This window comes from Paenibacillus sp. TCA20, from assembly GCF_000732325.1.
GTDB classification, from domain to species: Bacteria; Bacillota; Bacilli; order Paenibacillales; family Paenibacillaceae; genus Paenibacillus; species Paenibacillus urinalis.
The window spans coordinates 90252-109860 of the sequence record NZ_BBIW01000004.1; the positions used below are offsets into that span (position 1 = coordinate 90252).

Consider the following 19609-nt stretch of genomic DNA (forward strand, 5'->3'; position numbering starts at 1 on the left):
CAAGGAGGCTTGTATATGACATCACAAACTGCTGCGCATATTAAATTTCCATCGGGACTCTGGTCCGGACTCAAATCGTTAGGAATTGCTCCTCTGGATGTAGCTCGCAGAGCAGGACTGCCGCTTACGGTCATCACGGAGCCAAAAGTCACCACTAGCGAGTACTTTGCAATATGGCAGGCTTATTCAGATCTAGCAGGGGATACGGCCGAAAGTATCATTGGACTTGCCCAAGCCTTCGAAACCGCACAATATCCGCCGGCTGTGCTGGCGACATACCATGCCCGCAATTATCGAGATGCTCTATATCGCATGACAAGGTACAAACAAATGTGTCCTCCTGAGGGCTTGCGTATTACCGAGGCAGGCGAGGACTGCATTGTCGAGCTGCAGTGGCAGCATACGGACGCGCCTGGTCCATCGGTATTGGTGGGCATTACGCTAGCCTACCTTCTGGAGCTGGGGCGCCGGGGAACAGGGCGTGAATTGACAGCACGCTGCGTTGAATTTGTACAGCCCATGGGTAATGTGCAGACATTGGAAGATTATTTCGGATGTCCTGTCCGGGTAGGTGGAGACAGAAACCGGATTACGCTGTGGCAACGGGACTTGGATCTTCCTTTTACATCATATAACGAAGAGCTGCTCGATATCCTGACCCCGGTGATGGATCGAACGCTGGATGAGGAACTGCTGCACCGCCGCTCCCTTACTGACACCGTAAAGTGGATGATGAAACGGAGCCTTATGGGAGGCCGGCCCGACATGCAGACGGTGGCGAAGGAGCTCCATATGAGCGACCGAACACTTCAGCGGAGGCTTACTGACGAAGGTACGAGTTATAAGGAGCTATTAACGCAAACGAGACATGAGCAGGCAATCGAATATTTGGCCGATCCCTCGCTCGAGATCAAAGAAGTGGCGTTCTTGGTTGGATACGAGGACCAGAATTCATTTTATCGCGCTTTCCGTCAATGGGAAGGGGACACCCCTTCTCATTGGCGCTCCGAATATCTAAATGGCGGGAAGAAGATGTTTATTGGCGTGTAATGCAAGAAGCTTGACGCCATGAGCTAGATGCATGACTAACTTCATAAGGTAATATAATCCCTATCGCATAGATGGATTTGCGAGTCTATGTCACCACAATTTTAGGGGAAATGCATTATGGATATGGGATTACACAACAAGACGGCTTTGATCACGGGTTCAACGAAAGGTATAGGGAAGGCCATTGCTATTGAACTTGCTAGAGAAGGCGTGAATGTACTTATTAATGGAAGGAATAACGAAGAGGTAGAACTAACCGTTAACGAAATTCGGTCGCAATTTCCAACGACTTCTCCTCAAAATGCGGCTGCCGACATTGTAGATATGAAACAGAGAGAGACTCTGTTTGAGAAATATCCGCATGTGGATATTTTGGTTAACAATATGGGGATCTATGAAATTATGCAATATGAGGACGTGGATGACGCAACCTGGGAAAAATATTTCCGTACAAATGTGCTTGCAGCCAACGGTCTGTCTAAATTTTATTTACCTCGAATGCTGAAAAATAATTTTGGACGCATGATCTTTATTGCGAGTGAGGAGGCCGTGATGCCTTCAGGTCAGATGCCGCAGTATTGCATGACCAAATCGATGCTGCTGTCCTTATCGAAAAGTCTGTCCAAATTAACGATAGGCACTGAAGTAACGGTCAATACGATTATGCCGGGACCAACGCTCTCCGAAAATGTGCAGCAGATCATCGAGGGGATTTATGCTGACGATAAGATGTCTTTTTCGGAAAAGGAGAGACAATTTATGGCGTCAAATCTACCCCAATCGGAGATTCAGTGATTTATCAGACCGCTGGAAATTGGCAGACTGGCTGCATTTATATGCAGTCCTTATGCCTCCGCATTTAAAGGCTCTCCGATCCGTATGGATGGGGGCATGGTGCCGACTATTTATTAATGCAATGCCCATGATCATCGATTTCAGTGAATGAAACAACCTAACATTTAGGGAATACCAAAGCAGGCGGCAGCCAGGAACTCTATCTCTCGTTCATGGCTGCCGCCTGCTTATTTGGGAGTTAATCCGTATGAAGAGGTCTGGTGTTCAGATAGATGCCGAGGTCTGGACTAGATCCTTCTGTAATGACATCGGCCAATATTCTGGATAAGACGGCATTGTATACAATGGCTGTATCCCCATAGCCCATCATCATGTGACAGTGTGGATACGCTTCATACCGGCCTATCATGGGAAGACCGTCATGCGTTACGCTCAAGAATCCGCCAAGCCAATATTCAGGCACTGCCGGGATCTCTGGAAACAGCTTGTGGAAGGCTTCCATTAATTTGTCCCGGCTCCGCATGATTTTGGTATCTCTGGCCTCAGGGATGGTGGTATCTTTGTCCATTCCACCAATGATGACACGATTGTCCGGTGTGGTCCGCATATAGACATAAGGACGTGCGGTTTCCCAGATTAATGTGCGCTTATACCAGCTGGAGAGGTCAGGTACCGGCTTGGTGATTACAGCATAGGAGCTGATCATATCAGCATTTTTCTCGGATTGAAAATCACGGTTCTCATTCCCTGCAGCGATAATGACATGCTGGGCCTTGATCTGGTGCCGGTGAGGAGCAGCCGTATAAAAGACAGCTTCCTTCAGATCCTTTCTTCTTCCTGTAATTTCTGTTTCACCGTAAATGGAGCCGCCGAGAGACTTCACCCTCTCCAATAATCCATACACGAATTTGAGCGGGTTCAGCTCTGCCTCGTTGTAGCTGTACAGGGCAGCCGGTTTGTCGAAAGGATACACAGCTCTGATCTGCTCCCTATTCCACAACTCGACTGGAAGTCCAAGCCTGCTCAGGAAGTCATACTCCTTATGAATGGAAGGAATGTCTTCTGTAGAGGAAGCGTAATACAGGCTGTCTCTGCGAACAAACTGTGCATTAATCGGCAGCTTCGTACAAATGTCTTCAAGCTCATTCAGCGCCTGCCAGCACAGGTGTATATGCCGCGAGATGATCTGTTCACCATAGTGGTTGGCCAGTGTCACGAAGCTCTTCTCACCTGATAGCTGGATAACAGCGGTATTGGCACTGGTGCTGCCTTCTCCGATCCTGCGTTTGTCTACGACAGCAACCTTTAACCCCCGTTCAGCAAGATGATAGGCGCACAGAGCTCCTGATATTCCCGCCCCGATCACTAGAACGTCGCACTGAATGTCCTCTGCTAAAGACGGATAAACAGGAGGATTGCGGACCGTGGTTGGCCAGTATAATTTGCCGCTCTGCAGATCCATGATGCATGTCTCCCTTTGATGTTGACTAATGATATATTGGACTGGACAAGCACTGACTTAGTAGGTGACTAACGGTCTGTTCTGCAGATAGATATCGAGGTCAGGGCTTGATCCTGTAACGATGTGGTCGGAGACAATTTTGGCTAAGACTCCATTGTATACGGTCCCGTTATCTCCATAGGCCATAATGACATAGCTGTGAGGGTAGCCTTCGTATTGACCGATGATGGGCAGCCCATCATGCGTGCCTCCGTAGAACGCTCCGAGAAAATATTCTGGTTCCACATTCATGTCAGGGAACAGCTTGTTGAATTCCTGAATCAGCTTGTCCTTGCTTGCCATGATTTTGGAATCCCTTGTTGCCGCATAGGTCGTGTCTTTATCCATACCTCCGATAATAATCCGGTTGTCCGCAGTTGTACGCATATATACATAGGGCCGCGCGGTTTCCCAGATCAAGGTACGCTTATACCAGCTGGTGAAATCGTCAATTGGCTGGGTAATGACGGCATAGGAGCTCGTAAGAACAGCATTCTTCTCTGTCTTGAAATCCTTATCCTCGTATCCGGCAGCGATAATGACATGTCTTGCACGAATTTCGCGGCGTTCCTTGGTATAGAAGAGAGCATAATCCTGTTCAAAACGCTTACCTACAATTTCTGTCTCCTCATAGATGCGCCCTCCCTGAGATTTGACCTTCTCCAGAAGCCCGTAAACAAACTTTAAAGGGTTCATTTCGGCGTCGTTATAATAATAGAGTGCAGCGTCTTTTTGAAAAGGGTAAAGTCCAGATATCTGCTTCTCATTCCACAGATCAACTTGAAACCCGTGTTTTTGAAGGAGGGCGTGCTCTTCGGCTAAGGCAGGAACATCCTCCTTGCAGCTGGCATAATACAGACTGTCTCGTCTTATAAACTCTGAATCGAATGGCAGCTGAGCGCACACCCGCTCAATATCGTTAATGGATGCCTCACACAGCTTGAGATGACGTGCCGCCACCTCTTCACCGAAGGAGTTGCTCAGTGATACGAAGCTCTTCTCGCCTGCGTACTGTATTAATGCTGTATTGGTGCTGGTGCTGCCTGCACCTGCTTTTCTTTTATCAACCACGACCACAGATAGATCATGTCCAGCCAGAATATTGGCACACTGTGCGCCTGAGCTGCCGGCGCCGATAATGAGTACATCACAGGATATATCCTCTTCCAGCCTGGAATAGGAAGGAGGCTGAACAACAGTTGTAGGCCAGTATAATTTACCGCTTTGCAAATCCATACCTAATCTCTCCCTTTGCTATCATGAATGGATTCATGAAATGGATTCATATAGTATGGATTTTTTGGCGAACCTCAATGCAAGATAATTGAAGCTTACGGCTGTTCGATTTGAATATTTCCGGAAGTGGTGCGCACTTTAATGAGCTCTGTTCCGGTTCTTGGTGAATCAGGAGCATGGATGCTTCCAGATATGGCCTGAACATCATAGAATCCGGCAAAATCAGGTGCTGCTATAACCTCGACATCGCCGGATACGGCTCGGATATCTAAGTTTCCGATCACCGATTGACTGACTTCCACATTCCCGGACTGTACTTCAATGCTGGCGTCTCCGTGCAGATCGTCAATTTCGATATCCCCGGAAGTGGACTTAACCTCCACCTGACCCTGTATTGCCGCCGCCTCTATACTACCGGACTGGAGCTTTACTGCAATTTGACTTGAAGTGAGGTCCTCAAGCTCAATATCTCCAGAGATCATCTCAAAGCTTGCACTTTCCTTGGCAATGACATTCTTCATATCCAGATTGCCTGAAGAGAGACTCACGGCCAGTTGACTGGCTTGAACATCTTCGAGCTCGAAATCGCCTGAGGTTGATGAAATAGAAACATGCTGTGCCTTGACTCCGCTAATTTCGTTACTGCTTGATATATTGTCAACAATAAGCTCATCTAGCATTTTGTCTGAGGGCATCCGAACCTCGATATGATTGTCTGCGAAATCCAGATTAAAGGACAGAAATTGAAAAGAATCCTCCGCTGTCGTATCCATTGTAAGTGTGCTGCCCTCTGGCGCGGTCTGTTCAATTCGATCTATGGCATCCTGATGCCATTTGCCTGTGAACAATACGGTAATTTGATCCTCCTCAGTCGGTACAAACTTAATATTCGTACTGCTATCGGTCCTCATTACAAGGGAATGGATGCCTGCTTCCGGAAATGCGAGCTCTTTCTCGTATGCAATCCGTTCATCTCCAAATTCAAAACCGAATATGGACATGCCGACAACGCCGACAGCAATACAGGCTATGCCAAATCTCAACCAGTTCTTCATTTATTGGTCCCTTCCTTTCACCACTTTGACATTCCAGCTAACATAACTCCGTGTGAGCATTCCGAGCTTCTTGGCGGCCCACAGCGAGAAAATGCTGAGCAGGATACCTATTCCAAGCATGGTGATACTAACGGACGCTTCTGCCCAGATCACACGCTGCTCCTGGAACATAAAGTCGGCCAGGGCAAGGAATGGAGCAAGGATACCAGCGGCTGATGTTAAGGCAACAGCCAGCCACACGGACCATACGGTTGCAAAGATCGGCAGGGCAAAGATGAGATTCAGAAAGAACATGCCGATGGCAGAGAATAAGCTGCGGAAAGCGCGGTGGCTTGATCTCGATTCTGTCACATATGGCATACTGGCTGTGAATGGCACACCGGCATTGTTAGATGCACCATAGGCGTTATTGTAAGTGAACCCAGGTGAAGCGGCCTCCTGTGCTGGGGGAGCATACCGATCACCGAGGGCTTCCAGCGCCAGCTCTCTTGGATGACCCAGCTCTCTAGAAATATCTTCTTCCGTCTTGCCCTCAGCTAAGCCCATTTCAAAATGCTGCTCGTAATCACTTAACAGCTCCATCCGTTCACCTTCGTCAAGCAGCCTAAGCTCGCGTTCCAGAGCCGTCATAAACATACGTCTGTTCATTCGCTATATCCTTCCTTCAGTAGATTGGTAACACTGGACACAAATACATTCCATTCAAGCTCCAAATTCAGCATATAGGCAAGTCCAGAATCCGTTAAACTGTAATACTTACGCGGAGGCCCCTCGTTAGATTCACGCAGATAGGTGGTACAGTACCCATCTGCGACTAATCGGCGAAGCAGGGGATACAAGGCGCCTTCGGCAATCTCAATATGCCTGGATACGGCTTGAGCCAGCTCATATCCATAACGGTCTTTACGGTGGATCAGCACAAGAACGCACAGCTCTAATGCGCCTTTTTTAAATTGGATATTCACATTCAACCAGATTCGAGTCTCCTTTCCGTGGCCATCATTTTAAATATAATTACTAAATTTAGATTAGTACTGTTTATTATATAGTAGTGAACAGGTAAATATTAACACTCAGTACTGAATAATGCAAGGTAGTGAAATTTATGAAGCGGCTCATCCGTTTGAAACTCTCCCCTACGGGTAAGGTAAGCAGAGAAGGAGAGGAGATCGTACATGAACCACAACCATCAAGAGGCGAAGGAGCCCAGCTCACATAAACAGGAACATTCCCAGAAGAAGCATTCTAAGAAAAGAAGGATCGGTCTGCATTTCTATCGTAGAAGATCACCCCGATCCAGAAAGAGACTTCAGATTCGCAATCGTTATGAAATCGCGCATATGGTTAGCGAAATTGCCACATCACTCTTGTTTCTTGCCGGCAGCTTCTGCTTGTTCTATCCGGAAGTCAAGCTGATCGGTACCTGTCTATTTATACTGGGAAGTATTCAAATGCTGGTCCGGGCATTAATTCGAATGTCATATATGCTTAAACTTAAAAAGTGGGACTACATTGATGAAAATAGGGATCAGGAGCAGAACCACATCATGCACTAAAACTTCCATCGAAGTCGGAAATAATCATATGTGGACAAATGAAAGACCGCCTGCAGCAGCTGCAGGCGGTCTATTCACATTTGTTTGATTACTACTGGGCTTGCTTACGCGGCGGCTTCGAGCGCAGATACAAGTCGAGGTGAGGACTGCTGCCCTTCGTTATCATGTCGGTGACAATGCGGGACAGGGTCATATTGTATACCGTCCCATTGTCCCCATAAGCCATGATATGGAAGCAGTTCGGGTACTCATCACTTCGGCCAATCATCGGAAGACCGTCAAGCGTACCGGCAAAGAAGGCACCGAGCACGTAATCCGGTTCGGTCTTAATTTCTGGAAACATCTCGGACAGATTCTTCATCAATTGATCTCGTCCGGACTCAATATGCGCATCCCTGCTCACGGAGCGATGGGTCTCCTGATCCATGCCGCCGACAATAATTCGATCATCCGGTGTTGTTCTCATATACATGTAAGGACGAGCCGTCTCCCATAGAAGCGTTCGCTTGTACCAGCTGCTCAGATCGGCAACAGGCTTCGTAATGACCACGTATGAGCTGGTAATTGTGGCATTGGCGTTCGGCGTCAGCTCCATCTGCTCATAACCGGCAGCCATAATAACATACTTCGTACGAATCTGATGTCCGCTCTTGGTATAGAAGACGGCCTCATCAGTACCGAACTTCTTGCCGGTAATTTCGGTTCCTCCGTACACACTGCCGCCCATCCCTCTGACTTCTTCAAACAAGCCGTAAATATATTTTAGCGGATTCATCTCCGCATCGTTTTTGTAGTACAGAGCGCCGGATTTACGGAACGGGTATTTCGCTGCAATCTGGTACTCGTCCCATAAGTCCACATCGAATCCGTGCTTCTTCAGTAGAGCATGCTCCTGCTTAAGTGCAGGTACATCAGCTTCCGATGAGGCGTAATACAGGCTGTCTCTGCGAACGAAATCAGCTGCATCCGGCAGCTGACTGCAGGCTTGCTCGATGTCGTCAATGGCTTGTCTGCAGAGCTTCAAATGAGCAGAAGCCTTCGCTTCACCAAAATCCGCTGCCAGCTCTGTAAGCATCTTGTCACCGGCATACTGAATGAGTGCCGTATTGGTGCTTGAGCTTCCGCCTCCAATCGTTCGTTTATCAACCACGACGACATGAAGGCCTTGTCTCGCAAGCTGATACGCACTCTGGGCGCCTGAACTGCCCCCGCCGATAATGAGCGCATCGCACTGAATATCTTCAGTGAGCGGAGGATAGATGGGAGGACTGCTCACTGTAGCAGGCCAATAGAGTTTGCCAGTTTGTAAATCCATATGAAATGCCTCCTAATAATAAGCTGAAAATGAAATCAATTCTTAAGTTCATGCTATCTATCGATATTATGAACTTAAGTTGTTTTTCTTAAGTTCATGCTATCTATCGATATTATGACCTTAAGTTGTTTTTCTTAAGTTCATGCTATCTATTGATATTATGACCTTAAGTTGTTTTTTCTTAAGTTCATGCTATCTATCTACCATGATTTCGCTTATTAGAAACAAGACAATTCAAATTTTGAACAAGCCGCTAAGCCTGATGTGCATCAAGCTTAGGTAAAGGCTCCACTGCAGGTCCCTCAAGCACAGATCCGTCATAAGCAAACCGCGAGCCATGGCAAGGGCAGTCCCACGAGCATTCGCCCGAGTTCCATTCCACCTCACAGCCCAGATGGGTGCATGTCGTATCGACAAGATGCAGCGTACCGGATTCATCCTTATAGGCTCCGGCGCGCTTGCCTTCATGTCGTACAACAGCACCCTCACCAGGCTGAATATCCTCAATCTTCTTGTGAACGAGACCCAGTTTGCCCGAGATGAGATGCTTGGCTACATCCAGATTATCCTTTACGGCGTTCTTAATCGAAGGATCAGCCTTGAACCGGCCGGGATCAACCAATTCTGTATAAGGATTGTGGCGGCCGACGATGAGATCCGTCAGAAGTCTGCCGGCAACAGTACTCGTTGTCATCCCCCATTTGCGGAAGCCGGTGGCGACCAGCACCCTCTCATAAGCTCCGCCAATCGGTCCGATGAACGGCATCTTGTCGATGGTGACCAGGTCCTGTGCAGACCAGCGGAAATGCACCTTTTTCACACCAAAATGCTGTCCGGCAAACCGAACGAGCTCTTCAAAATGCTGATGTGTGCTGATGCCCTGACCCGTCTTATGATTCTCTCCGCCAATAACGAGGAGCTTCTTGCCATTGTACAGTGCAGAGCGGACAGAGCGCTCCGGCTTGTCGTAGCTTACATACATGCCGCCCTCAAACTCCGTTTCCGGCTCCACAGCAATGGCGTAGGAGCGCTCTGCATGCATACGGGCAAAGTACATACGTGGATCATGGAACGGAAAATGACTTGCCACGACCACATGCTCGCTTGTAATGTGATGGCCGCCTCTTTCCAGCATGACGGTCACCTTGTTATCCTCCTCTTTGAGGTCAGCAGCCGTCGTTTTTTCATAGATCTTAACGCCGAGGTGGATCAGCTCTTCAACCAGCTTCTTGAGATAAGAGAGTGGATGGAACTGTGCCTGATTCGGCACACTGATCCCCGCTACAGCCGGTACCGGAATCGGCAGCTTATCATGCCACACACCGGGAATAGCCAGCTGCTGATAGGCATCGAATTCGTCCTTCAGCTTCTTTAGATCATTCTCCGATTGAATATAGACATACGCGTCCTCTTCCGTCAGCTGACAGTCGATTTCTTTTTCGGTAATGACACTTCGAATAAAACGCAGTGCTTCCTCATTGGCCTCATAATACAGTCGGGCCTGCTCATGGCCGAAATGTTGAATGAGCTCGTGATAAATCAGGTTGTGCTGGGAAGTAATCTTCGCGGTCGTATGACCTGTCGTTCCATCCAGGATTGAGCCTGCCTCAATAAGGACAACTTTATAGCCTTCCTTGGCGAGAAGATATGCGGTAGTAATCCCCGTCATACCGGCACCAATAACTGTTACTTCTGTGTTCAGGTTCTCAGACAAACGTTCAAATGAAGGCAGAGAGACGGTTCCACGCCATAACGATTCCCGGCTCTTCGGCAGCTCTGCTGCAGTAAATTCCTGATTCATGTCATTCATATATTCAAATCCTCCTATTCAAGTACGGGCCTAATATGTTCCGATTTCTCAATTATTACCACCCGGCACCTGATAGAAACGCGCGTTAGCCAGAAACATTGCGCTTGGAAGCAAATTTAGGTGACCTCTAGGTATTCTCGAAGGAGCCATTCCATCGCTTTTTGAGTTTTTGTCTATTGCATTTGCGAAATGGTCAGTTCAGTTAAACAAAATAAACACTCCATTTGATGATTTGCACATATCGCGCTCTGGCGGCCATCCCTTAACCTGTCAATACAGCAATTCAATTCAATCAAAGTGGGGGTTGGGTACATGAAACGTTGGTTTGTTTCTACGCTTGTGATGGCGCTGATGTCATCCTTATTGATCGGCTGTACTGGAAATGGAGGAAGTGCGGAGGAACCCAATGAAGGAGATCAAGAAGCTCCGGTGGTCACGGAAGAGACGACATATCCAATCGAAACCGACGTGACACTATCCTATTGGGGCGAGCTTCCAGGGAACCTCATAGGAGTCAAGGCTACACACGATGAAGTTCCTTTTTTTCAGGAGTGGCAAAAGGCAACCGGAGTTCCGCTGTCCTATACCGCTCCCCCATCCGGACAGGCTCAAGAGGCACTCAATGTCATGCTTGCCTCCGGGGATCTGCCAGACATGATTGAGTATAATTTCCTCGGATTTCCGGGGGGGCCAGAGAAGGCGATCAAAGACGGTTACATTATTGAGCTGAATGAGCTTATAGACAAGTACGCACCCAATTTGAAGAAGTACCTCTCGGAGCATCCGGAGATCGACAAGATGGTGAAGACGGACAGCGGCAGTTATTATGCTTTTCCGTTCATTAGAGAGGACGAGTACCTGCGTGTATTCCAAGGGCCCATCATTCGTAAAGACTGGCTCGATGAGCTGGGCCTTCCTATTCCAGAGACGATTGATGAATGGACAACGACGCTGCGTGCTTTCAAAGAAGAGAAGGGTGCCGCTGCTCCATTCTCCGTCGTCAGTAAACCGAGATTCTTTAATGATTCAGGAAATGGTGCATTTCTAGGTGCATTTGGTGTCACGCGAGGCTTCTATCAGGTGGATGGACAGGTGAAATTTGGACCGGCAGAGCCAGGATTCAAGGAGTACCTTCGCTTATTCAACAGCTGGTATACAGAGGGATTGATCGACAAGAACGTCGCTACGACAGATTTGAAAGCGATTGACAGCAATATGGCCTCCGGTGAGACGGGAGCCACGGTCGGTAATACAGGCGGAGGCATTGGGAAGTGGCAGCCGCTCGTTGAAGCAAATGATCCGGAAGCTGTGCTTGCTGCCGCCCCTTATCCCGTCCTAAACAAGGGAGAGGTACCGATGTTTGGACAGCGGAATCAGGCGTATTCCTCGGAGGGAACGGTTGCTGTTACCTCAACATCTGAGAATCCAGAGCTGGCTGTGAAGATGCTCGACTATGGGTACAGTGAAGAGGGTCATATGTTCTTCAATTTCGGCAAGGAAGGCGTCAGCTACAATCTGACGGAAGACGGATACCCGCAGTTTACGGAATTGCTGCTCAAGAACCCGGACAATCTGGCGCCTGCTCAAGCCATTTCCATGTATGCGCGAAGCAGCTACAACGGACCTTTTGTCCAGGATAGACGCTATATAGAGCAGTATCTTGCGCTTGAGACACAGCGTGAAGCGATAGAGATCTGGAGTAAAACAGATGCAGAGAAGTACAGTCTGCCGCCGATTACGCCAAACCCGGAGGAGAGCTCCGAGTACGCCACAATTATGAATGATATCAATACGCTTGTGGACGAGATGACGATCAAGATCATTCTCGGAACCGACCCTGTAGATGAATTCGAGAGCTATGTAGCGAAGATGAAGCAGCTGAACCTGGATCGGGCGATCGAGATTCAAATGGCCGCACTGGAGCGTTATAACAACCGTTAACCAAAAGGATCAATAAACTCTCAAAAGAATGAGGTGACTAAACCGCCCCATGAACCATTCCCGATCTTTCAAAAGCCGGTTTATCCGGGATTTCATGTTGAATAAATACCTTTATCTCATGATGCTTCCGGTCGTCGCGTACTATCTCATTTTTCATTACACGCCGATGTACGGTGCAGTCATTGCTTTCAAAGACTATACCCCTATTAAAGGCATTCTCGGCAGCGATTGGGTCGGTCTGAAGCATTTCATTGATTTTTTTGACAGCTACTATTTTTGGCGGATTCTAAAGAACACGCTGCTGATCAGCCTATACTCTCTGCTGTTTGAGTTCCCGATGCCGATACTGCTGGCTCTGCTCATAAATGAGGTTCGACAGCGGCGGTTCAAGCGGGTCGTCCAGACAATTACGTATATGCCTTATTTTATTTCATTGGTCGTGATCTGCGGAATTATTACGGATTTTACAAATGCGGATGGTCTGATCAATCGATTATTCATGTGGCTTGGCTATGATGGGCAGGCGATGCTCCAGAAGCCCGAGCTGTTCAGGCCGATCTACATTCTGTCCGAAATATGGCAGCGGATCGGCTGGGAATCCATCATCTACATTGCGGCACTTACGAGCATTGACCAAGAGCAGTATGAAGCTGCACGCATTGACGGAGCGAACCGTTTGAAGCAGATGTTCTACATTACTCTGCCCGGCATTCTGCCTACGATCACGATTATGCTCATACTCCGGATGGGGAATCTTCTAAATGTCGGCTTCGAAAAAATTATCCTGCTGTACAATCCGGTGACCTATGAGACAGCTGATGTCATCTCCTCCTTCGTCTATCGGAAGGGACTTCTGGAATTCGGATGGAGCTACAGCTCAGCGGTGGGCTTGTTCAACTCCGTCATCAATTTGATTCTGCTGGTGACAGCCAACTACATTAGCCGAAGAGTCAGTAATAACAGCCTATGGTGAGGTGAAGCGATATGAAAAAGGAAACTGGCTGGTTTGACCGAATCTTTGATCTCATCAATTATACATTCCTCCTGCTGCTGGTTACAGCGACGCTGTATCCCTTGCTGTATGTACTATTCGCTTCCTTCAGCGATGCGGCGAAGCTGCTGCAGAATGACGGAATTCTGTGGCGGCCGCTAGGCTTTAATCTGGATGCTTATCGAAGCGTGCTTGCTAACCCGGGGATTGGACTCGGGTTTCGGAATACGCTGTTCATTGTCGTGGTGGGGGTCACCGTGAATTTACTGATGACTTCTCTGGGGGCGTACGTGCTGTCACGCAAAAATGTGATGTGGAATAAGGTGTTCATGTTCCTGATCGTATTTACGATGTTTTTCAGCGGCGGGCTGATTCCTCTCTATCTTGTGGTCAAGGGCGTCGGACTGCTGGATTCGCTCTGGTCTACCATTATTCCTTTCAGCATCAGCACGTTTAACTTAATCATTATGCGTACGGCATTTATGGGCATACCGGACAGTCTTGAGGAATCGGCCAAAATTGATGGTGCCAACCACTTTACCATCTTATTCCGTATTATCATTCCGCTGTCCATGCCGGTCATTGCCGTTATGATTCTGTATTATGCCGTAGATAAATGGAACGGCTGGTTCTATGCATCGGTGTTCATTAAGAGCCGGGAGCTGTTCCCGCTCCAGCTGGTGCTGAGGGAGATTCTGATTGCCAACTCCACAGACAGCATGTCCACTGGCGCCTCAGCCGGAGACCGTTTTCAGATTGGGGAAACGATTAAATATGCCACAATCATCGTCGCAACAGTACCGATTCTGTGCGTGTACCCGTTTGTGCAGCGCTTTTTCGTTAAAGGCGTCATGGTAGGTTCGCTTAAAGGCTAGTATCCAAATTCAGCGGATGGAGGGATTGTTCATGGTACAAGTGCAAACAGCCGCAAATCAGGCGGTGTGGGAACAAATCGGTAAAAAGGTCGATGCGGTGCTTCCCAAGATAGCTGGCAAGTGTCCTCATGTGGCGAAGAGTGACGGTATCTACGATGATACGAGACTAGATTGGTGGACGTCCGGATTCTGGCCGGGTATTCTGTGGATTATGCATGATATGACGGGTGAGCAGCGGTACAAGGATGCCGCCTGGAGCTGGGATGAACGAATGGAGCAGCTGTTCCTGACGGAGAACCGTTATGATCATGATGTGGGCTTTCAGTTTCTGCCGACAGCGGTCATCAAGCACACGATTACAGGCGACAAGGATGGAGCAAGAAGGGGGTTGTTTGCGGCCAATTTCCTCGCAGGAAGGTTCAATCTGAAGGGGGATTTTATCAGGGCCTGGAAAGCGGATAAGACAGGATGGTCGATCGTCGATACCACAATGAACCTCTCTTTGTTGTTCTGGGCTGCGAAGGAGAGCAGCGATCCAAGGTTCATGCATGTGGCCAGAGCTCATGCGGATACGGTCGTGAGGCACTTTATTCGGGAGGACGGCTCTACTTATCACATCGTCCGGTTTAACCCGGAGACAGGAGAGTGGGCAGATGCAATCGGCGGTCAAGGGGCAGCTCCGGAGTCGGCCTGGAGTCGGGGAGCAGCGTGGGCACTGTACGGGATGACGAATGCGTATACGCATACAGGAGATGAGACGTATCTTCGCGCTGCACAGCGTGTCGCTAATTTCTTCATCGCTCATCTGCCAGAGGATGGGGTCCCTTACTGGGACTTTAGAGCAGAGGAAGAGGATGGGGGGATCCCGAGAGACAGCTCCGCGGGGGCCTGTGCAGCTTCGGGTCTCATCGATCTGGCGGGACATCTTGGAGACACCCAGGGGAGAGGATATCGTGCAGCAGCTGAACGTATCCTCAGTTCTCTGTATCAGTCTTACGGAACATGGGACAACAGTGCCCATGAAGGAATGCTCCTGCAGGGGACGGGAAACCGTCCTGCGGATGAGAATGTCAACGTGTCGCTCATATATGGAGATTACTTCTTCGTCGAGGCGACCGCGAAGCTGAATGGTTGGAAGCATCGGATATTCTAGTATTGCTGGATATACAGCTCAATATAGCGCAGATCCCCGAATGACAGTATAGCGGCTGTCCTTCGGGCTGTCCCGAATGACAGTATAACTGCTGTCCTTCGGGCTTTTTGCGTTCATTTTTATTAATCATCTGGCTGCGGATTGTACGTTTTGCTCATGGTATTGTACTTATTGTATATTCCGTCCCTGCCCTTGTTTCGTTATAATGTAATCCACAGTCAGTGAACTTCACAAAAAAACGAATAATAGGGTGATGGACTATTGAGGAACATTCAACATTTGTGGCAAAAGCGTGAGAGCATCATTGTCACCTGGCTTGTTTCTTACACGGCAGTCCTTTTTATACCGATCATCATCAGTCTTGTCATCTACTTTCAGGCAAGCGATACACTGAAGGGCGAGATTGACCGGGCGAATGATTCGCTTCTGAAGCAAGTCAGATATACGATCGATAACCAAGTTGATCTGATGAAGCGACTGAGTATGGAGATGACCTGGAATTCGAACCTGCAGACACTGATGTACTCCAATATTTCTCCTGAGGAATCTTCCTATACTTCCTATCAATTAGTTCAGCAGTTCAAGCTGTACAAGACATCTTATGCCTCAATCGACGAGTTCTATATTGTTCGGGACAGCGATCATTCTGTCCTCCGTTCCGGGAATGTGCGGGATATGGAAACGGCGTTTCGCACGCTGCATGATACAGGGAATCTCACCTATGAGCACTGGAAAGATACAATTCAGCGTCCAGGGCCAAGCCGCTTTACGGTACTGCCCCATTTAAATAATACGGAGCTACCGTCATCCATTGCCTACATAACACATCTGCCTAAGGGCTTAAATGGGAGAGATACCGGAAGCGTGGTCGTTATGGCCGATATGACCCGGTTTCAGAAGCCGCTGGAGAGCATTGCCGGCTTTAATGAAGGGCTGCTGCTCATTCTGAATGACAATAACGAGGTGCTTATGTCCACTCGTCCGGATGCACCGGAGCTTGCTCCATTCCTGAAGGGGCAACGGGTAGAGCTATCCGCAGCAGCAGCAGGAGAATCGGAAATATTTTATATTCCATCAGCCGTATCGGAGTTGAAATATGCGCTCATTATCCCAAGCCGGATCTATTGGGAAAAAGCCGAATATGTCCGCAGCTTCACATATATCAGCATCGCCGTGAGCATCATCAGTGCGATACTCATTACCTGGTTTTTTATGAGAAGGAATTATTCGCCGATCCAGCAGCTGGTGCGTGCACTGACAGATCATACTGGAACGGTGGAGCCCCAGGAGGGCAATGAGCTGCGTTTTATCCAAGAGGCAGTCCTGCAGACAAGAACGAAGCATGATGAAATCACCATGCAGCTGCACAAGCATGAACAGGTGCTCAGGTCCAACTTGATTAATCGTCTGCTGAAGGGCAGGCCCGATACACTGGTCCCGTATGAGGATGCCTTTCGCTCCTTTCACATGCCGCTGCAATCGCAGGATTTTGCTGTCATTTTGTTCGACGTGGAAAATGAAGAGAGCTTGTATGAGAAGCTTCCGGGTATTGATATCAACGAACGAAGAAAGCTCATCCAGCTGATCGTTTCCAATGTGGCAGAGGAGCTGGTGCATACGCATCAGCATGTAGGGTATGTTGCCGAGGTAGATGATATGATGGTGTGCCTCGTAAATTTGAAAGCGGATTCTTGCGAGCCGGCGGCCGATCTTCATGCCATTGCATCAGAAGCGAAGCAGTTCCTTTATCGATATGAGATGGAATTAACCGTATCGATCAGCGGGCAGCACAGCTCATGGATTGGAATAGCTACAGCCTATCAAGAGGCTGTGGATGCGATGGAATATAAGATGGTTCTGGGCAAGAGTGGAATTATCCAGCATGAGGATATTCGAATAGAGGGAGCCCTGGAAGATCAATATGGCTACTATTATCCGCTGCAGGTCGAGCAGCAGCTGATCAATCTGATCAAGGCCGGAGAAGTAGAGCAGGCAACCGATTATATGACAGAAATAACAGATCGCAACTTTAACAAGCCGGTCATGTCCTTAACCATTGCCCGGTGTCTGATGTATAACCTTGCGGCTACCATGATGAAGGCGATTAACGAGGTCGATCGGAGCATCATGGAGCGAAATCCGCGCTTCATTGAACACATTACTGATTGTGATACGATTCAGGAAATGCGTGAGGCGCTGGAGTCCTTGTTAAAGGAGGTTTGCTCTTATGCAGCAGCCAAGCGCACACTCGGTATCACGCAGGAGAGAGAAGACAGCCTGGTGCGTTTGACGGCACAGGTCACGAGCTACATCGAAGAGAACTATCAGGATATGAATTTGAATGTTAATTCGATTGGAGAGCATTTCGAGCTGAAGGGGAGCTATCTGTCCAAGCTGTTTAGAATGCATACAGGAGAAGGTCTGCTTGACTGCATTCACAAATATCGGATCGAGCAGGCCAAGCAGATGATGACTGCCAAGCAGGATTCCATCAATGAAATCTCCAAGCATGTAGGATATAACGATGCTGCAACATTTATCAGAGTGTTCAAAAAGTATGAAGGGATTACGCCTGGCAAATATAAAGAGCTCTATTAGAAAGGAGGCACATGGATGGGAGGCCGGCTGCTACGATATCAGCGAGGGTGGATCGCTGCTCTGGCTGTTCTAACCATGCTCATGCTGTCCGCCTGCATGCTGAGTACAGGGGAGAATAATGAATCTTCTCTAATGAGTGTGGCTGAACTTCATCATACGGAATCTGATGATGTACGGGATAACGAGGCCCATCTAACGTATTGGGCAGGCCTCAGCAATAACGCGGCAAGTATCAAATCTAATCTGGAGGATATTCCTTTCTTTCAGGAATGGAAGCGGAGAACAGGTGTGAATGTTACGTTTATGAATCCGCCTCTCAATCAAGGTAAAGAGGCGTTTAATGTGATGATCACATCCGGTCATTTGCCAGATATGATCGAGTATGAATGGATGAATTATCCTGGAGGACCGGAGAAGGCGATTCATGACGGCATTATCCTTCCACTAAATGAGCTTATCGAGGAGCATGCCCCCCATTTTAAACAGTTTCTCGAAGAACACCCAGAAATTGATCGTCAAATCAAGACGGCAGATGGAAGCTATTACGTCTTTCCGTTCATTCAGGCAGAGGATAAGCTGCGCACCTATCAGGGTCCGATTATAAGGAAGGATTGGCTGGATGAGCTTAAGCTGCCTGTCCCTGAGACCATTGAGGAGTGGCATACCGTACTAACCGCCTTCAAAGAGCAAAAAGGGGTACCTGCTCCGCTTACGATCCTGGGTAATTCAAACCCTTTATCCGGTATTGAGAGCGGGGGCTTCGTAGGAGCCTACGGAATAAGAAAAGGCTTCTACATGGAGGACGGAGCTGTCAAATTCGGTCCGATGGAGCCTGAATATAAGGAGTTTCTTGCTTTGTTTCGATCGTGGTACGCGGAAGGTCTCATTGACCAGCATTTTGCAACAACCGATACCGAAACCCAGGATATGAACATGACGATGGAGAGGAGCGGTGCAGCGATATGGAATGCAGGAGCGGGTATTGGAACATGGCTGCCGAAGATCAGGGAAGAGAGACCTTCAGCAGAACTCATCGCAGCACCTTATCCCGTCCTTAGTGAAGGGATGCGTCCCAAGTTCGGACAGCTGGCTCCTGAGGTGGGCATCAGCGGCGGGGTAGCACTGTCAGGCAGTATTCAGAATGCGGAGGCAGCGATCCGTATGCTGGATTACGGCTATGGAGAAGAAGGACACCTGCTGTTTAACTTTGGAATGGAAGGCTTGAGCTACGAGATGATCGATGGATATCCGACTTATACGGATCTCATCCTGAACAATAAGGATAAGCTCTCTCCGTCACAGGCGCTCGCGATGTACACCCGTGCCAGCTATTTTGGCCCGTTCGTTCAGGACATTCGTTATTTGGAGCAGTATTACACATTGCCTGAACAGAAGGAGGCGATTCAGATCTGGGCGGACACGGATGCCTCGCTTCACCTTCTGCCTGCACTGCCGAAGTCGGAGATGGAGAATGCTGAGCTGTCTGCCATTATGCAGGAGGTCGACAAGCATGTGGATGAAGTGTCTCTCAAGATAATTATGGGGATTGAGCCGCTCTCCGAGTTTGACAGCTATATACAGCAGCTGAAATCTATGAACATTGAGCAGGCCATTGCTATTCAGCAGCAAGCGCTTGACCGTTACAACAGCGGTGCCCGTCATCCTTAACATAACACAGCCTTAGTTCGTTATTAGACGAATTAAGGCTTCTTTGTTGATTAAATGGTGACTCG

Annotated in this window: 15 protein-coding genes and 1 pseudogene; 9 read left to right on the plus strand and 7 right to left on the minus strand. The window is 48.4% G+C overall.

Going from position 1 to position 19609, the window contains the following annotated elements; all coding sequences use genetic code 11:
• Positions 1-15: 15 nt before the first annotated feature.
• Both TCA2_RS09310 and TCA2_RS09315 read left to right on the plus strand, forming a co-directional pair.
• The gene (locus TCA2_RS09310; protein ID WP_047911336.1) at positions 16-1050 is read left to right on the plus strand and encodes an AraC family transcriptional regulator; all 1035 of its coding nucleotides are present in this window, start codon (positions 16-18) and stop codon (positions 1048-1050) included.
• A 117-nt stretch (positions 1051-1167) separates the two neighbouring features.
• Positions 1168-1962: pseudogene (locus TCA2_RS09315) on the plus strand (SDR family NAD(P)-dependent oxidoreductase).
• A 121-nt stretch (positions 1963-2083) separates the two neighbouring features.
• Here TCA2_RS09315 and TCA2_RS09320 read toward each other — a convergent pair.
• The 5 genes from TCA2_RS09320 to TCA2_RS09340 all read right to left on the minus strand — a co-directional run bounded on the left by TCA2_RS09320 (position 2084) and on the right by TCA2_RS09340 (position 6608).
• Complete coding sequence (locus tag TCA2_RS09320; protein ID WP_047911337.1) at positions 2084-3307, minus strand: FAD-binding oxidoreductase; 1224 nt, start codon at positions 3305-3307, stop codon at positions 2084-2086.
• Between the two features lie 57 nt (positions 3308-3364).
• Entirely contained in the window at positions 3365-4582 is a 1218-nt protein-coding gene (locus tag TCA2_RS09325) for an FAD-binding oxidoreductase (protein WP_047911338.1), read from the minus strand.
• 95 nt (positions 4583-4677) lie between these two features.
• Positions 4678-5637 carry a DUF4097 family beta strand repeat-containing protein gene (locus TCA2_RS26115; RefSeq protein ID WP_052511853.1) on the minus strand — a complete coding sequence of 320 codons (960 nt, stop codon included), beginning with the start codon at positions 5635-5637 and terminating at the stop codon, positions 4678-4680.
• Positions 5638-6285, minus strand: a complete 648-nt coding sequence (locus TCA2_RS26120; RefSeq protein ID WP_052511855.1) for an HAAS domain-containing protein — start codon at positions 6283-6285, stop codon at positions 5638-5640.
• Positions 6282-6608 carry a PadR family transcriptional regulator gene (locus TCA2_RS09340; RefSeq protein WP_047911339.1) on the minus strand — a complete coding sequence of 109 codons (327 nt, stop codon included), beginning with the start codon at positions 6606-6608 and terminating at the stop codon, positions 6282-6284. Before TCA2_RS09340 ends, TCA2_RS26120 begins: the two co-directional genes overlap by 4 nt.
• Positions 6609-6812: 204 nt before the next feature.
• Between TCA2_RS09340 and TCA2_RS09345 the strand changes: the two genes are divergently transcribed.
• Positions 6813-7193: a YrhK family protein gene (locus tag TCA2_RS09345; protein ID WP_052511859.1), complete on the plus strand. Its 381-nt coding sequence runs from the start codon at positions 6813-6815 to the stop codon at positions 7191-7193.
• Between the two features lie 91 nt (positions 7194-7284).
• Here TCA2_RS09345 and TCA2_RS09350 read toward each other — a convergent pair whose 3' ends face one another.
• Positions 7285-8508 (minus strand): FAD-binding oxidoreductase, encoded by a 1224-nt coding sequence (locus TCA2_RS09350; protein ID WP_047911340.1) that lies wholly within the window; start codon positions 8506-8508, stop codon positions 7285-7287.
• Between the two features lie 253 nt (positions 8509-8761).
• Entirely contained in the window at positions 8762-10318 is a 1557-nt protein-coding gene (locus TCA2_RS09355; RefSeq protein WP_047911341.1) for an FAD-dependent oxidoreductase, read from the minus strand.
• A 312-nt stretch (positions 10319-10630) separates the two neighbouring features.
• Here TCA2_RS09355 and TCA2_RS09360 point away from each other — a divergent pair, with 312 nt between their 5' ends.
• From TCA2_RS09360 to TCA2_RS09385, 6 genes are all read left to right on the plus strand, one after another.
• The gene (locus TCA2_RS09360) at positions 10631-12259 is read left to right on the plus strand and encodes an extracellular solute-binding protein (RefSeq protein WP_047911342.1); all 1629 of its coding nucleotides are present in this window, start codon (positions 10631-10633) and stop codon (positions 12257-12259) included.
• 49 nt (positions 12260-12308) lie between these two features.
• Positions 12309-13232: a sugar ABC transporter permease gene (locus TCA2_RS09365; protein WP_047911343.1), complete on the plus strand. Its 924-nt coding sequence runs from the start codon at positions 12309-12311 to the stop codon at positions 13230-13232.
• 11 nt (positions 13233-13243) lie between these two features.
• A complete protein-coding gene (locus TCA2_RS09370) occupies positions 13244-14125 on the plus strand; it encodes a carbohydrate ABC transporter permease (RefSeq protein ID WP_047911344.1) in 882 nt (293 codons plus the stop codon).
• Positions 14126-14156: 31 nt separating this feature from the next.
• Positions 14157-15278: a glycoside hydrolase family 88 protein gene (locus TCA2_RS09375; protein WP_081872355.1), complete on the plus strand. Its 1122-nt coding sequence runs from the start codon at positions 14157-14159 to the stop codon at positions 15276-15278.
• 261 nt (positions 15279-15539) lie between these two features.
• Entirely contained in the window at positions 15540-17876 is a 2337-nt protein-coding gene (locus TCA2_RS09380) for a helix-turn-helix domain-containing protein (protein ID WP_047911346.1), read from the plus strand.
• Between the two features lie 15 nt (positions 17877-17891).
• Entirely contained in the window at positions 17892-19544 is a 1653-nt protein-coding gene (locus TCA2_RS09385) for an extracellular solute-binding protein (protein ID WP_047911347.1), read from the plus strand.
• The last annotated feature ends 65 nt before the right edge of the window (positions 19545-19609 follow it).

What these genes read in the sequence shown, in the direction of transcription:
- TCA2_RS09310 (WP_047911336.1), top strand. Translation starts at nt 16, where the DNA reads ATGACATCACAAACTGCTGCGCATATTAAATTTCCATCGGGACTCTGG.
- TCA2_RS09320 (WP_047911337.1), bottom strand. Translation starts at nt 3,307, where the DNA reads ATGGATCTGCAGAGCGGCAAATTATACTGGCCAACCACGGTCCGCAAT.
- TCA2_RS09325 (WP_047911338.1), bottom strand. Translation starts at nt 4,582, where the DNA reads ATGGATTTGCAAAGCGGTAAATTATACTGGCCTACAACTGTTGTTCAG.
- TCA2_RS26115 (WP_052511853.1), bottom strand. Translation starts at nt 5,637, where the DNA reads ATGAAGAACTGGTTGAGATTTGGCATAGCCTGTATTGCTGTCGGCGTT.
- TCA2_RS26120 (WP_052511855.1), bottom strand. Translation starts at nt 6,285, where the DNA reads ATGAACAGACGTATGTTTATGACGGCTCTGGAACGCGAGCTTAGGCTG.
- TCA2_RS09345 (WP_052511859.1), top strand. Translation starts at nt 6,813, where the DNA reads ATGAACCACAACCATCAAGAGGCGAAGGAGCCCAGCTCACATAAACAG.
- TCA2_RS09350 (WP_047911340.1), bottom strand. Translation starts at nt 8,508, where the DNA reads ATGGATTTACAAACTGGCAAACTCTATTGGCCTGCTACAGTGAGCAGT.
- TCA2_RS09355 (WP_047911341.1), bottom strand. Translation starts at nt 10,318, where the DNA reads ATGAATGACATGAATCAGGAATTTACTGCAGCAGAGCTGCCGAAGAGC.
- TCA2_RS09360 (WP_047911342.1), top strand. Translation starts at nt 10,631, where the DNA reads ATGAAACGTTGGTTTGTTTCTACGCTTGTGATGGCGCTGATGTCATCC.
- TCA2_RS09365 (WP_047911343.1), top strand. Translation starts at nt 12,309, where the DNA reads ATGAACCATTCCCGATCTTTCAAAAGCCGGTTTATCCGGGATTTCATG.
- TCA2_RS09370 (WP_047911344.1), top strand. Translation starts at nt 13,244, where the DNA reads ATGAAAAAGGAAACTGGCTGGTTTGACCGAATCTTTGATCTCATCAAT.
- TCA2_RS09375 (WP_081872355.1), top strand. Translation starts at nt 14,157, where the DNA reads ATGGTACAAGTGCAAACAGCCGCAAATCAGGCGGTGTGGGAACAAATC.
- TCA2_RS09385 (WP_047911347.1), top strand. Translation starts at nt 17,892, where the DNA reads ATGGGAGGCCGGCTGCTACGATATCAGCGAGGGTGGATCGCTGCTCTG.